This window comes from Streptomyces africanus (assembly GCF_002150735.1).
GTDB lineage: Bacteria > Actinomycetota > Actinomycetes > Streptomycetales > Streptomycetaceae > Streptomyces > Streptomyces africanus.
The window spans coordinates 18,996-32,108 of the sequence record NZ_MUKA01000088.1; the positions used below are offsets into that span (position 1 = coordinate 18,996).

Annotated in this window: 16 protein-coding genes and 1 pseudogene; 10 read left to right on the forward strand and 7 right to left on the reverse strand. The window is 68.7% G+C overall.

Annotation, left to right across the window (positions count from 1 at the left end):
* Nucleotides 1–116 precede the first annotated feature (116 nt).
* Nucleotides 117–830, forward strand: coding sequence for a hypothetical protein (locus tag CCL05_RS46115; protein ID WP_244204260.1), 714 nt, complete (start codon nucleotides 117–119; stop codon nucleotides 828–830).
* Nucleotides 827–1,228: a restriction endonuclease gene (locus CCL05_RS46120; RefSeq protein WP_244204264.1), complete on the forward strand. Its 402-nt coding sequence runs from the start codon at nucleotides 827–829 to the stop codon at nucleotides 1,226–1,228. Before CCL05_RS46115 ends, CCL05_RS46120 begins: the two co-directional genes overlap by 4 nt.
* A 276-nt stretch (nucleotides 1,229–1,504) precedes the next feature.
* On the opposite strand, the gene CCL05_RS13740 is transcribed toward CCL05_RS46120, so the two are convergent.
* Nucleotides 1,505–1,864 carry a hypothetical protein gene (locus CCL05_RS13740; RefSeq protein WP_279629936.1) on the reverse strand — a complete coding sequence of 120 codons (360 nt, stop codon included), beginning with the start codon at nucleotides 1,862–1,864 and terminating at the stop codon, nucleotides 1,505–1,507.
* 297 nt (nucleotides 1,865–2,161) lie between these two features.
* Here CCL05_RS13740 and CCL05_RS44485 point away from each other — a divergent pair, with 297 nt between their 5' ends.
* Nucleotides 2,162–2,755: a hypothetical protein gene (locus CCL05_RS44485; protein ID WP_143589877.1), complete on the forward strand. Its 594-nt coding sequence runs from the start codon at nucleotides 2,162–2,164 to the stop codon at nucleotides 2,753–2,755.
* 94 nt (nucleotides 2,756–2,849) lie between these two features.
* Here the strand turns inward: CCL05_RS44485 and CCL05_RS13745 are convergent, their stop codons facing one another.
* Together CCL05_RS13745 and CCL05_RS13750 are read right to left on the reverse strand one after the other, a co-directional pair.
* The gene (locus CCL05_RS13745; RefSeq protein WP_086560780.1) at nucleotides 2,850–3,062 is read right to left on the reverse strand and encodes a hypothetical protein; all 213 of its coding nucleotides are present in this window, start codon (nucleotides 3,060–3,062) and stop codon (nucleotides 2,850–2,852) included.
* Between the two features lie 887 nt (nucleotides 3,063–3,949).
* Nucleotides 3,950–4,213, reverse strand: a complete 264-nt coding sequence (locus CCL05_RS13750; RefSeq protein ID WP_086560781.1) for a hypothetical protein — start codon at nucleotides 4,211–4,213, stop codon at nucleotides 3,950–3,952.
* Between the two features lie 108 nt (nucleotides 4,214–4,321).
* Here CCL05_RS13750 and CCL05_RS13755 point away from each other — a divergent pair, with 108 nt between their 5' ends.
* Both CCL05_RS13755 and CCL05_RS13760 read left to right on the forward strand, forming a co-directional pair.
* Complete coding sequence (locus tag CCL05_RS13755; protein ID WP_086560782.1) at nucleotides 4,322–4,918, forward strand: TetR/AcrR family transcriptional regulator; 597 nt, start codon at nucleotides 4,322–4,324, stop codon at nucleotides 4,916–4,918.
* Between the two features lie 123 nt (nucleotides 4,919–5,041).
* On the forward strand, nucleotides 5,042–5,542 hold the full coding sequence (locus tag CCL05_RS13760) for an Asp23/Gls24 family envelope stress response protein (protein ID WP_086560783.1): 501 nt from the start codon (nucleotides 5,042–5,044) through the stop codon (nucleotides 5,540–5,542).
* Between the two features lie 47 nt (nucleotides 5,543–5,589).
* Here CCL05_RS13760 and CCL05_RS13765 read toward each other — a convergent pair whose 3' ends face one another.
* Together CCL05_RS13765 and CCL05_RS13770 are read right to left on the reverse strand one after the other, a co-directional pair.
* A complete protein-coding gene (locus CCL05_RS13765) occupies nucleotides 5,590–5,883 on the reverse strand; it encodes an AzlD domain-containing protein (protein ID WP_086560791.1) in 294 nt (97 codons plus the stop codon).
* Between the two features lie 50 nt (nucleotides 5,884–5,933).
* On the reverse strand, nucleotides 5,934–6,617 hold the full coding sequence (locus CCL05_RS13770) for an AzlC family ABC transporter permease (RefSeq protein ID WP_086560784.1): 684 nt from the start codon (nucleotides 6,615–6,617) through the stop codon (nucleotides 5,934–5,936).
* A 68-nt stretch (nucleotides 6,618–6,685) separates the two neighbouring features.
* Here CCL05_RS13770 and CCL05_RS13775 point away from each other — a divergent pair, with 68 nt between their 5' ends.
* Both CCL05_RS13775 and CCL05_RS13780 read left to right on the forward strand, forming a co-directional pair.
* The gene (locus CCL05_RS13775) at nucleotides 6,686–7,255 is read left to right on the forward strand and encodes a helix-turn-helix domain-containing protein (protein WP_086560785.1); all 570 of its coding nucleotides are present in this window, start codon (nucleotides 6,686–6,688) and stop codon (nucleotides 7,253–7,255) included.
* A gap of 137 nt (nucleotides 7,256–7,392) precedes the next feature.
* Nucleotides 7,393–9,201, forward strand: a complete 1,809-nt coding sequence (locus CCL05_RS13780) for a rhamnogalacturonan lyase family protein (RefSeq protein WP_244204261.1) — start codon at nucleotides 7,393–7,395, stop codon at nucleotides 9,199–9,201.
* Nucleotides 9,202–9,246: 45 nt separating this feature from the next.
* On the opposite strand, the gene ku is transcribed toward CCL05_RS13780, so the two are convergent.
* Nucleotides 9,247–10,269 carry a non-homologous end joining protein Ku gene (ku, locus tag CCL05_RS13785; protein WP_483025071.1) on the reverse strand — a complete coding sequence of 341 codons (1,023 nt, stop codon included), beginning with the start codon at nucleotides 10,267–10,269 and terminating at the stop codon, nucleotides 9,247–9,249.
* 63 nt (nucleotides 10,270–10,332) lie between these two features.
* On the opposite strand from ku, the gene ligD reads away from it, so the two are divergent.
* Nucleotides 10,333–11,214, forward strand: a complete 882-nt coding sequence (gene ligD / locus CCL05_RS13790; protein WP_086560787.1) for a non-homologous end-joining DNA ligase — start codon at nucleotides 10,333–10,335, stop codon at nucleotides 11,212–11,214.
* 40 nt (nucleotides 11,215–11,254) lie between these two features.
* Here the strand turns inward: ligD and CCL05_RS13795 are convergent, their stop codons facing one another.
* Nucleotides 11,255–12,058, reverse strand: a complete 804-nt coding sequence (locus CCL05_RS13795; RefSeq protein WP_086560788.1) for a nuclease-related domain-containing protein — start codon at nucleotides 12,056–12,058, stop codon at nucleotides 11,255–11,257.
* 120 nt (nucleotides 12,059–12,178) lie between these two features.
* On the opposite strand from CCL05_RS13795, the gene CCL05_RS13800 reads away from it, so the two are divergent.
* Together CCL05_RS13800 and CCL05_RS13805 are read left to right on the forward strand one after the other, a co-directional pair.
* Nucleotides 12,179–12,682 carry a protein-tyrosine phosphatase family protein gene (locus CCL05_RS13800; protein WP_086560789.1) on the forward strand — a complete coding sequence of 168 codons (504 nt, stop codon included), beginning with the start codon at nucleotides 12,179–12,181 and terminating at the stop codon, nucleotides 12,680–12,682.
* 203 nt (nucleotides 12,683–12,885) lie between these two features.
* Nucleotides 12,886–13,113, forward strand: a pseudogene (locus tag CCL05_RS13805) (hypothetical protein); the annotation flags it as partial.

The window sequence follows — 13,113 nt, forward strand, 5'->3', positions numbered from 1 at the left end:
GACGGGTACGCCAACTTCCATCAGGCAACCCACTCTCCGGGGCTCAAGCGGGCGTTGCTCGAGTCCGGCATCAACGGGGATGGCCAAGGTCATCGCAGTACGGCGAGCGTCGACCGGTGATCCTGATCAGGTCGAGTCCTTGGAAGGCTGGCACGGAGCAGACGCCCTGGCATGACGTGTTCGACATGGACAACGGGCACGTCCGCTACTTTGGCGATCACAAGGCCGAACTTGATGCCGCGCCAGGAACCACGACCGGCAACTCCGCGCTACTCGAAGCCTTCAACATGCATCACGCCCACACAAGCGAGAAGCGAGCGGCAGCCACGCCCCTTCTGCTGTTCCGTGCCGTGCCGCGCAACGGCAAGCCCAAGGGACACGTGGAGTTTTGTGGACTGGGTGTCGTCGAGAGAGCCGAGCGGCTTGTGCAGTGGGGCGGACACCAGCACACGACGTTCATTAACTACGCGTACGACATCGCGCTGATCGACCTCACCGCCGAAAACGACGAGGTCACATGGGACTGGATCCATGTCCGCAGGGACAAGGATGTGACAGTCACTCAGGCTCTTGGCTTGGCTCCGCACGCCTGGCGCGAATGGGTCAAGCACGGCAACTCCGCGCTGCCCAGACTCCGGCGACGCGTGGCGCGAGCCAGGGTCACCAAGGTGCGCGATCAGCGCCCAGCCGTCGGTAGCCCTGATGCAGCCGACCTGGAAACGGTCTACAGACGGTTCGACGGACACAAGCACGACTTCGAGGCGCTGGCCTCAGCCGTGGCGGCACGTGTTCTGCCGGCTCAGGGCATAATTACCTCGACGGCTGGCTGACGCGCAGATCCGGCGACGGGGGAGCCGACTTTGTTGGCCGGCTCGACCTCGGCAGCGGACTGGCCGGCACTAGTCTCGTCATACTCGGGCAAGCCAAGTGCATAAGGCCCGACAGTCTGGTTTCCGCGGAGCAGATCGCCCGGGTCGTGGCCCGTCTGCGCCGCGGCTGGATCGGCGTCTACGTCACCACCGGGGCCTACTCCGAGCCAGCGCAAACGGAGATGGTGGAAGACCAGTACCCGATCGTCCTCATCAACGGCATGGACCTGGTCCGTGAGCTGCGGGGCATGGCCCGTGACGACCACGGCGGCGATCTCGCAGCCTGCATCGAGCACATCCTGAGCGCACAGGAGCAGGCCATCACGAACCGACGCCCCGAAGAGATCCTGCTCGAATAGCGGCATCCGCCCGCGGACAGTCCGTGGACACAGTCAAGGTCACACTCGACTCGTAGTCGTCTGACCAGCACAAACAACGCCAGCGTCAACGGCCTCCGGAGCCGTGTGCGCAGGTTCGAATCCTGCCGGGGGCACTCGCCTGGTCACCTCTCAAAGTTGAAAACGAGGCCAGGGCGGATGCCGAGAGAAGAGGGCGGGAGTCAGTCTCACTGACTCCCGCCCTTTCTCGCTGTGTCTCACTGGTTGCGCGTGAGGGGTGCGTGAGCCACGCACCCCTCATGCAGCATCCGACGGCCTCCACCCCATCGCCTTTTCGCTCTTCTTGTTCTCCTCCTTTTCGCTGTTGTCGAGGCACCCCGCGTAGTGGCGGTCGATGACCTCCGGGGACGTGCCCGCGCGGCGAGCCGCCTCCGCCACTGGGAGGCCGGAGCGGAGCCAGTCCTTGATGGACGTGGCCCGCCCGTCGTACGGCTTCCTGGCGAGCGGCGACGCGACCTTGTGCGGTGGGAAGGCGAGGGGGCGAGCCTCCTGCCAGACACGCCAGTAGCTGGACACGCCCGCCAGACCGCCCCGCTCGTTCTGGAACAGCCGGCCGTCGGCAGCAGTGCCGAACTCATTCAGGTGTGCCCGGAACATGGCCACCAGGACGGGCGGGATGGGTACCTGCCGGTCTGCCTACGGATCCCTCGTCTTCAGCCCACGCTTAGAGCTCGTATCACGATCCACTTCATGAGGCCACGGGCCTGATATGTGCATGTCAGGCGTCGGTCGCGTACCGCCAGAACTCCCTGATTACCGGTGCCGGCGTCGGACCCATCGCGCACCGCGGGTGGGCCTCGCTCGTGACCTCGCCAGGCGGCTGCCGACGGGGGTAGCTCGTCCGTCCGGCCCCATCCGGATGCGTCCGGACACGGCCGGGGGCAGCGTGGACGCATGGGTGCTGAGCCGTCACAGGGGACACGGGGGAGCAAGCTGCGGAGCAACATCGGCTGGTGGCTGGGTGCGCTGTCGGCTGGAGTCGGCATCCTGGCGTTCTTCTTGACGCGCTGTGAGAGCAAAGCTCCCAGCTTCAGCGATTGGAAAGGTAAAGTCAACGCCATTTGCGAGCAAGAAGGGCCCCAAATTACTAACAAGATTGAAGAGACGAGGAGCGCTCTCATTGCACTGGACAAGCCCAACCCGACGCAGTCTGAACTCGATTCCGCGGCGGTAAAGCATAGGAACGTTGGCGCCGCATTTTCGCACCTCGTGGGGAGTTGGAGAGGGCTGGAACAGCCCGACGAGCATAAGGGTGATATCGAGCAGATGTATAGCGCTGGCCAGCGTGTGTCTGACGCCTACTACAACACGGCGGCCGCTCTTGCTGCCAATGAGCATACTATTGCCTATTTCCAGGCCCACCTGGACGAGGGTAAGAAATTGGCAATCGAGGTGCGATCCCTGGATCTGGATCAATGTGAAATGTTGATCGGTGCGCCGGAAGACTGGGACGTAACCCTTTCAGGCGCAGGATCGGCCGGGGTATGAGCAGTGCGTGAATCCCAGGTCCGCGCAGACACGCGCAGGGCGGGAGTCAGTCTCACTGACTCCCGCCCTTTCTCGTCTCTCCCGCTGTATAGCGTTACCCGTTATAGGGAACGATGCGTTGGCCTGCGACGTCGACCCTGTGCTTCCCGCTCGCCAGCTCACGTACAAGTTCTTCGCCGACTTCCGTTTCCAGCACAGACTCCCCTTCGCCGCTCAGTACCGTGATCTGTGCATCGGGTGCGGGACGCGCTACGGACACAATGCGGCCCACCTCGTCGTGCACGATCGTGACTTTCACCGTCGACATGATTGCCCTCCGCCTTCCCGGACATGCACGTTTACAGGGAACCGACTTGCGCGAGAACATGCACGTCGCATGAGTTAAACGGTGCATTGTTCCGTATGTAGAACTTGTAAGCTTTCGTGCCGTCTACGTGCTGGAACGACTCGCCTTGCGTCAGTGTCGCGTGCCCCACTGGATTGGGCACACCCGTCCCCGGGAAGACGATGATGCTGTACACGACTGATTGATTGGAATTCCAGCCGTGATTGAACCATTCGAAGGAGCTGTTGGCGGCTACGGTGGCCCACCCTATGTCGACTACTGACATTTTCTCCAACCTCTCCAAGAGAGCTCTCGATGACTCTTTTTCACGCTCGCCTGGGCTGGGCGGAAGTGACTTACCCATGTACTAGGGGGGGTCCGCCATGCCTTCCTCAATAGTTACTCCAGATGCGGGGTTGCGCCACTTGGGGGACTTCCAACTTGATTGAATTCTGGAAAACTGACTCCCTAACATTGCCTGTCTCATATCGTGTCGCCCTCGTCATCCAGCACTTTCGCAATCCTCGCGTTCGCGGCTTCCTCGTGACCGTCGATCCAACCGTGATACCTGCGGCCTCGCAGCGATCGGCGGCCGACGGTGAGTCGATGCGCCCCGGTCCCGAACTCCTTCAGGTGAGTCCGCAGGACGGCGACCAAGACGGGCGGTAGAGGTACTGAGGACCCCAACGCCGTTGTCGGCGCCTTCGACGACTTCGGCAACGGCACCGGTCTGCCGCCCTGCGGGCGGCTCTTCAGGCGGCGTACGTCATGGCCATCGGGTCGGCCCGGAGTCCGCCCTGCTCGATCGCACACCGCACGGCGTTCGCGAGGTACTCCAGCACCCGGCGCATTGGCATGCCTGGGGCCGCTCAAGGCCGCCGACCAGCCCGGCTCTTCGTGTAGCGGCGCCGCACCGCCGTCGCCAGGAGGGCCGCGCCAGCGCAGCCGACCAGGAGTGTTCCCCATTCAGGGACGTGCGCTGCCCGCATCAGGCCCGCGACGCCGAAGCTCGTGTTCCAGCCGGCCTCTGTGATGGCGGAGCCGAAGCCCTGGATGGACAGGATGGTGCCGAACAGCCAGAGCAGGCCCTGGCCTGAGTCGGTCTTCGAGGTGTTGAGCTGCTGTTTCGGCATGGCGGGGTCCCTTCGGGCGTTCTTTTCGATGCAGTCGCATCACATCGTGCAGGGGTGGCGGTTATGATGCAAGTGCATCGGAAAAGAGAGGCCGGGGAGGAGCAGCGCGTGCCCAAGCAGGTCGATTACGAGGAGCGGCGGCTGCGGATCGCGGAGGCGGTGTGCGCTCTGATCGCGCGTTCCGGGATGGAGGCCGTGAGCCTCCGGGATGTCGCCGCCGAGGCGGACGTGTCCATGGGGGCCGTACAGCGCTGCTTCCGCACCAAGGAGGACATGCTGCTCTTCGCGCTCGAGCACATCTCACAGCGCGTCAGTGAGCGGGCCACCCAGCGCATCGCCGCGACCTCCACCCCACAGTCCGCGTCCACCCTGCTGTCGCACACGCTGGCCGAACTCGCCCTGCTGGACGAGGAGTCGAGGGCCGGGGCGCATGTGTGGCTGGCCTTCGTCAGCCATGCTCCCGCCAGTGAGAGGCTCGCCGCCGTCCTGCGTGAGACGTACGGCAAGCTCCATGATCTCGTCGTGTGGCTCATCCGCTACGGACAGGACACCCAGGAGATTCCGCCGCACCTCGACGCCGCCCAGGAGGCGCACACGCTCCTCGCCGTCGCCGACGGTCTCACCGTGCACGTCCTCGCGGGGCATCAGTCGGCGGAGACGGCGTCGGCCGTTCTTCAGCGCCACGTCGATCGTCTGGTTCAGTGAGCGACCCTTCGGGGGTTTCTGCACTTTCGCCCCATATGCACCAGTGTTCTACCGTAGATAAGGGTGCACAGGAACGACGCTGCTCATAGCTCACACCCCGCACCGATCAACGAGGTGACGGTCATGACGGAGACCACACAGCGCAGAAACACCGCAACTGGGACGGGACAGCAGGACGGGGGCACGGCTTCGCAGGGCCGTCGAGGAGACGGCACCGCTCCCCCGGAGGCACGGGGAAGCACCGCTGTCGCGGACGTGGTCGTGGCGAAGATCGCGGGCATGGCGGCCCGCGAGATCCCCGAGGTGCACAACCTCGGCGGAGGGATGACCAGGGCCTTCGGGGCCGTGCGCCAGCGCGTGCCGGGTGGAGGCAGCGGGGTCACCCAGGGGGTGAAGGTGGAGGTCGGCGAGCGCCAGGCCGCCGTCGATCTCGATGTCGTCGTCGAGTACGGCGCCGCCATCGCCGACACCGCCGCGGATGTGCGGACCAACGTCATCAACGCGGTGGAGCGGATGACCGGGCTGGAGGTCGTCGAGGTCAACATCGCCGTCGGCGATGTCCATCTGCCGGATGAGGAGGAGGACGAGGGCGAGTCCGGGCAGGAGGGGCGGCGCGTGGCCTGAAGGATCCAGGTAGGCGGCCTGAAAGATCCAGGTCGCCGAAGGGAGTGTCACGGCACCCCCGCCAGTCGCAGCAGTGCCGTCGTGCCCGCCGCCGCCAGCACGACCGCGAGGAACGGGGCCCTGCGCCAGGCGAGCACCCCGCCGGCCAGGACCCCGAGCGGCCGGGCGGGGCCGGTGAAGGCCTGGTCCTCGGTGAGGGCGGACGTGGTGGCCAGGGCGGCGAGCAGGAGGACCGCTGAGACCTCCAGCAGTTTCTCGGCGCGCTCCGGGAGCGTGTATCTCGCGCGCAGGGCCGGTCCGGCAAGGCGGAGCAGGAAGGTGCCCGCCGCCAGGGCGAGCATCGCCGCAAGCGTCGGCGGAAGGGGTACGGCGTCGCTCACCGCGGTGTCGCTCACGGTGTGGCCTTCTTCCTCGTCCTGAGGGTGAACAGGGGCAGGGCGGCCAGAGCCAGCAGGACCGGCAGGCCCGCCGGGAGGAACGGGGTGACGGTCAGGGCCAGGGCCGCGGCGGCCAGTGCCGTGCGCCGCAGGGGTCTGTCCTGCAGCGCCGGCAGGATCAGCGCCAGGATCACCGCGGGGAACATGGCGTCCAGGCCGAGGGCGTCGGTGTCCCGCACGGCGCTGCCGAGCAGTGCGCCCAGGGCGGCGCCGACGGGCCAGCAGATCAGGATGCCCAGGCCGCAGAGCCAGTACGCGGCCCGTTTGCGCTCCGGCTCGTCCTGGGCGAGGGCGAAGACGACCGTCTCGTCGTTCATCAGATGCGTGCCGAGCACTCCGCGCCGGCCCCGCCCGAGGACGTCGTGCACCGCCAGACCGAACGGCAGATGGCGCGCGTTGACGAGCAGTCCGGCCAGCAGCGCCGCGATCGGGCTGCCGCCGGCGGCGATGATCCCGACGAACAGGAACTCGGACGAGGCGGCCAGGACGAGCACGCCCGTCAGGGCCGGGAACCACCAGGCGAACCCGGACGTGACCGCGACGGCGCCGTAGGACAGGCCGATCACCCCGACCGCCAGGCAGACCAGCACGATGTCGCGGAGGAGCCGGTTCTCCAGTGTTCTCGCTAGCGAACGCATGTTTTTTATGGTGAACGGGCTTAGGATGTTCGTCAAGACGAACGAACAACCGTTGGAGCGAACACGCCATGTCCGACGCCGGGCCCGCCCCCAAGCCCCCGATCGAAGTGATCGCCGCCTCCCTGCGGGCGGAGCGCGTCCGGGCGGGGCTGTCCCTCACCGAGGTCGCCCGCCGGGCCGGGCTCGCCAAGTCCACGCTCTCCCAGCTGGAGTCGGGCACCGGGAATCCGAGCCTGGAGACGCTGTGGGCGCTCTGTGTGGCTCTGGAGATCCCCTTCTCGCGGCTCGTGGCCGTGGCGCGGCCGCAGGTCCAGGTGATCCGGGCGGGGGAAGGGCCGGCCGTCGGGTCCGAGCAGAGCGACTACCGGGCCACGCTCCTCGCCGCCTCACCGCCGGGCGCCCGGCGGGACGTCTACAGCGTCGCCGCCGAGCCCGGGCCGCAGCGTTCCTCGGCGCCGCACCCGCCCGGGGTCGTCGAGCACGTCGTGATCAGCTCGGGCCGGGCCCTGGTGGGCATCGCCGACGAGCCGGTGGAACTCCACCCGGGTGACTACATCTGTTATCCCGGCGATGTCCCGCATGTCTTCCAGGCGCTGGAGCCCGGTACTCGTGCGGTGCTCGTCTCCGAGCACCACTGAGTGTCTTCGGCATCCTGTAAGCGTTTCCGATCGGATTCCCTGGGCGCTCCGCCAGTATTGACGGGCACTCAGCTCGGTGCTTCCATCGCAGCGGTGAAAACGTTTTAACCACCCGGCGTGAAGGAGATCGTGTTGTCATGCGCATGAGGATTACCGCGACGGCCCTCGCCGTCTGCGCCGCACTCACCGTCACCGCCCCGAGCCCCGCCCCGACGGTGAAGGCCGCACGCGTGATGGAGAACCTCGGCCGCGGCGTCGTGGCGGTGCGCGCCGGCAGCACCCAGGTCCTGGTCTCCTGGCGGCTGCTGGGGCTCGACCCGGAGGGCATCGGGTTCAACGTGTACCGGTCCACGGCCGGCGGCGCGTACGTGAAGCTCAACTCCGGTGTGCTGACCGGCGGAACGAACTACACCGACTCCACGGCCGATCTCACACGCGCCAACAGCTACCGCGTGACCCCGGTCGTCGACGGTCGGGAGCAGGCGCCCAGCGGTGCCTTCACCCTGTCGGCCGGCCATGCCGTGGAACCCGTGGTGCGCGTGCCGTTACGGCCCGGCGGTCCGGTGAAGTTCGTCTGGGTCGGCGACCTCGACGGCGACGGCGAGTACGACTATGTCGTCGACCGGCAGACCTCCCCGCAGAAGCTGGAGGCGTACAGCGGTGACGGCGACTTCCTCTGGGAGGTCGACCTGGGTCCGAACAGCCGGAACCAGGACAACATCGAGCCGGGGTCGTCCGCGATCGACCTGGGCCACTGGGACGGCGTCACGGTCTACGACTTCGACAGCGACGGCCGTGCCGAGGTCGCCCTGCGGATCGCCGACGGGGTCAGGTTCGGCGACGGGACGACCTGGACGCACGAGGACGACGCGCGGCAGTTCATGGCCGTGCTCGACGGCCGGACCGGGGCACTGCGCAACTGGTCCGCCGTCCCCACGACGTATCTGGCGGACGGCCCGATGGGCGCGCGCCTCGGCGTGGCGTATCTCAACGGCACCACGCCGAGCCTGGTCGCCTACATGAAGAACCGGCGGGACGACGGGGCGTTCAACCTGATGATGGGTGCCTGGAAGTTCGACGGGGACTCGCTGGACCGCCAGTGGACGTGGCAGCGCGGCGGCCAGGACGCGCCCGACGGGCACAACACGCGCGCCCTGGACGTCGACGGCGACGGGACGGACGAGGTCGCCGAGATCGGGTTCGTGCTGGGCGGCAACGGCTCGCTGCGCTACTCGATGGGGCCGAAGGGCATCGTCCACGGCGACCGTTTCCACATCGCCGACATGGACCCGAGCCGCCCGGGCCTGGAGGGCTACGGCGTGCAGCAGGACAACCCGAGCGGCCTGCTCGAGTACTACTACGACGCCGCGAACGGCAACGTGATCTGGCGGCACGGCGGTGGTCCCGGGGACGTCGGCCGTGGCATGGCGGGTGACGTCGACCCGCGCTTTCCCGGGATGGAGGTCTGGTCCTTCTCCGGCCTCTACAACGCGGGCACCAACCGGCTCGCCGAGCCGGACGCCTCGCTGCGTCCCTGGCCGCAGCTGGGTCTGTGGTGGGACGGGGACCTCACCGTGGAACTGCTCAACGACGGCAAGATCGAGAAGTGGGACCCGGCCCGTCCGACGCCGAGCGGCAGCCTGCCCCGGCTCGTCAGCACCTGGAACCACGGCGCCGTCAAAGCCGCCCAGGGCGGTCCGACCCTCGTCGGCGACCTCTTCGGCGACTGGCGCGAGGAGGCCGTCTACACCAACGCGTCCTACGACGAGCTGATCGTCTTCACGACCGACCGGCCGACGACCCACCGGCTGTACACCCTGGCGCACAACCCCGCCTATCGGAACGCCATGACGTTCAAGGGCTATATGCAGTCCCACCACGTCGACTACTTCCTCGGGGCGGGCATGGCCGGGCCGCCCCGGCCGAACATCACGTACGCGCCGTGAAAGACCGTCCGACCCGGCAGGGCCGGTCCGAGGAGGCCCTGCGGGTCAGGCCGGGCGCTTGCGGGGGGTCGACTTCTTCGTGGTCGTCTTCTTCGCGGTGCTCTTCGACGCCGTCTTCTTCGTGCCCTGGCCGGACTTGGCCGTCGTCTTCTTCGCGGACGCCGTGGTCTTCTTGGCCGCCGTCTTCTTCGCGGTGGACGCCGACTTCTTGCCGCCGGTCTGCTTGGGCGCCGCGCGGGCCGTCGTGCGCTGCGGGAGCGACTTGACCTCGGCGTGCTCGCCGGCCTCCTCGCCCCGGGACTCGCGTGCCGCGCGGACGCTGTTCTCCAGGGCCGCCATGAGGTCGAGGACCTTGCCGCCCGCGGCCGGCTCGGGGGCCTGCGGCAGGGCCTCGCCGGCGGCCTTCGCGGCGATGACCTCCTCCACGGCCTCGCGGTACTCGTCGTGCAGGTCCTCCAGGTCGACCTCGCCCAGGGTGTCCATCAGGGCGTCGGCCAGGTCCAGCTCCTGGTCCCGGACCGTGACGTTCGTGTCGGGGGCCACGCCCTCGGGGGCGCGGACCTCGTCCGGCCACAGCAGGCCGTGCATGGCGATGGCCTCACCGACGACTCTGAGCATGCCCAGGCGCTCCCTGCCGCGCAGGGCGAACTTGGCGATCGCCACCTTGTTGCTGCGCTTCAGTGCCTCGCGCAGCAGGGTGTACGGCTTCGCCGCCGGGGCGCCGCTCGCCTGGAGGTAGTACGCGGCGTCCATCTGGAGCGGATCGATCCGGTCGGCCGGGACGAAGGCGACGATCTCGATCGTCTTGGCCGTCGGGATCGGCAGGCTGGACAGGTCCTCGTCGGTGATCGGGATGATCGAGCCGTCCGCGTCCTCGTAGCCCTTGCCGATCTCCCCCTGGGTGACCTCGCGGTCCTCCAGCTCACAGAACTTGCGATAGCGGATGCGGCCGCCGTCCTCGGTGTGGATCTGGCGGAAGGAGATCGAGTGGCTCTCGGTGGCGTTCACCAGCTTGATCGGAATGCTGACCAGGCCGAAGGAGATGGCGCCGTTCCATATGGATCTCACGTGCAGCACCCTTCCGGTCACTCTCGGGAGCGTTTGTAACGATTCGCGTGGGATTCTTATCGTATGGCGCCTATCACCGTGGTGGAGGGGCGACGGCTCCCGCTCAGCAATCTGGAGAAGGTGCTGTATCCCGCCACCGGCTTCACCAAGGGCGAGGTCCTGCACTACTACGCGACCGTCGCCGAGGTCCTGCTGCCCCATCTGCGCGACCGGGCGGTGTCCTTCCTGCGGTATCCGGACGGGCCGGACGGGCAGGTGTTCTTCACGAAGAACGTCCCGCCGGGTACGCCCGACTGGGTCACCACCGCCGAGGTGCCGCGGGTCGAGGGACCCTCGCGGATGGTCCTGGTGCAGGACCTGCCGAGCCTGATGTGGGCGGCCAACCTCGTCACGGAGTTCCACACCCACCAGTGGCTCGTCGGCACGCCGGACGAGGCCGACCGCATCGTCTTCGACCTGGACCCGGGAGCGCCCGCGAGCATCGTGCAGTGCTGCGAGGTCGCGCTGTGGCTGCGGGAGCGGCTCGCGGCGGACGGCATCGAGACGTACGCCAAGACGTCCGGCTCGAAGGGGCTGCACCTGCTCGCCGCCGTGCGCGGGGCGTCCTCCGAGCGGGTGTCGGAGTACGCCAAGTCGCTGGCCGTCGAGGCGGAGAAGGCCATGCCCCGGCTCGCGCTGCACCGGATGACCAGGAACCTGCGCCCCGGGAAGGTCTTCGTCGACTGGAGCCAGAACGCCGCGCGCAAGACCACGGCGACCCCCTACACCCTCCGGGCCCGCCCCGAGCCGACCGTCTCGGCGCCCGTGACCTGGGAAGAGATCGAGGAGTGCGGCTCGCCCGGCCGGCTGGACCTCCACGCGGGAGACATCGCGGCCCGGGTGCAGGACTACGGCGACCTGCTCGCCCCGCTCCTCGACCCGGACAGCGCGGGCCGGCTGCCCTAACTCTGCGGACCTCGCACGCTCTCAGTCAGGCGGCGCGCCCTCACACCCGCGTCCAGGTGTTCCGGTCCCGCGCCACCGCGTGCAGCGCCTCCACGTCCGCCGGCTTCAGGACACCGCCCTGGCGGGCCAGGGTCGGCACCTCCAGGTCCGTGAGGACGCGGACCTCGCGCGGAGCGGCCGGGACCGCCACGGCCGTCGGGCCGACCAGGGCGAGGACGGGGCGGACCTCCGCCGTCAGGGCGTAGGAGGCGCGGTCGGCGTCGGCGCGGAGACCGCGGAGCAGGGCGGTCGGCTCGCGGCGGCCCAGGGTGACCATGGGGTCGGCGACCGTCACCCGCTGCTTGCGCGCGTACAGGGCGTGCAGGGCGTACAGCCCGCCGGGGCCGATCAGCAGGTGGTGGATGCGGCCGCCGCCGGGGAGCGGGACGGAGTGCACGGCGTGCCAGCCGGCGCCGTCCAGGCGGTCCAGGGCGTCCCCGACCGTCTGCTCCGCCTCCAGGGCCCGGCGGCGCGGGTCGGGGCGCAGTCGGCGGGCCGGTCCGGGATCGCGGTCGAGGGCGACGAGGAGGGCCTCGCCGGGGCGGTTGGGGGCCAGGTCGTCGTCGGGGTGCAGGGTCAGCCGGGCGAGCTCGGCCGGGGTCGGCACCGGGGGCGGCCCCACCGTCACCGGGCCGGTGATGAAGGGCCCGAGGGTCCGGAGCACGTCGTCCTCACGGTCTTCGCCCAGCAGGTTGACCCGGCCGGCCTCACGGTCGTACCAGGCGATGTTCCTGCCGTCCGGGAGGCAGACGTACAGCCGTTCCTGACCGTGCCGCCAGGCCGGTATGACGCGCAGTCCGTCCATGCACCATCACCCCAGACCATGGGAACAGGCGGGGTGCTGCCGGGGCAAGAACCCGGTTACCTTGAGAGGGGTCCGGCCGGCCGGGCAGGCCCTCGGGCGGTGATGCTTGGGGAGGCGCCGTTGCGTACCCGCAGGAAACCCGATGTACCGGCTCCGGAGAGCCCCTGGAACGAGGTCGTCCCCGGGTTGTGGATGGGCGGCCACGAGTACACCGGGGGCTTGGGCCATCCGGAGTTCGCCGTCGTACGGGACGAGTTCGACCTGGTGCAGACGCTGCTGCGGCTGCCGGGGCACGGGCCCGATCCGGACGTCCAGCACCACGTCTGGCCCATCCCCGACGGGCCGCTCGACGGGACGCAGCTCGCCGGTGTGATCCGGCTGGCCGAGGCCGCGTGCGAGGCGCTGGACGGGGGCCGCAAGATCCTCGTCCGCTGTTACCACGGGTACAACCGCTCCGGCCTCGTCGTGGCGCACGCGCTGATGCGGCGGGGGAGCTCCGCCGACGCGGCGATCCGGCTGATCCGGGAGCGCCGTTCGCCCTGGGCGCTGCACAACGAACTGTTCGTCGACTACCTGCGGGCCGGGCTGGCGACGGCCCGGCTGCTGGAGGAACTCACCGAGTAGGGCGGCACACGGGCTGCCGCGCGCAAATAGGACTTCCTTACGAATAAGGTGTACGGGGCCGACGGTCGGTCCGAGCCGTGTGATCGCCCTCGAACCGCAGGAGTGCAGTGCCCGCCAGCCGCGTCCGCAGCCTTCCCGGCCGCCTCCGAAGCCGCCGCCGCAAGCCCCGAAGAGTCGCTCGGTGTGCAGCCGGCGTCGCTCTCCTGCTCGTCGGTGCGGTGGGCTGCGGGGACGCCGGGGGGCTGGTGGGGGCCGGGCCGACGCCGACGGCCGTCGGGCCGGCCCGGCTCTGGCCCGAGTTGACGCCGGCGTCCAGTCCCGCCTTCGAGATCGGCGAGGTGAACACCGAGGTGGTCAAGGGCGTCAAGGTGCCCGGCGACGACAACATCCGCCGGGTGGACCCGGTCGGGGTCGTCCGGGCCGAGATCGCC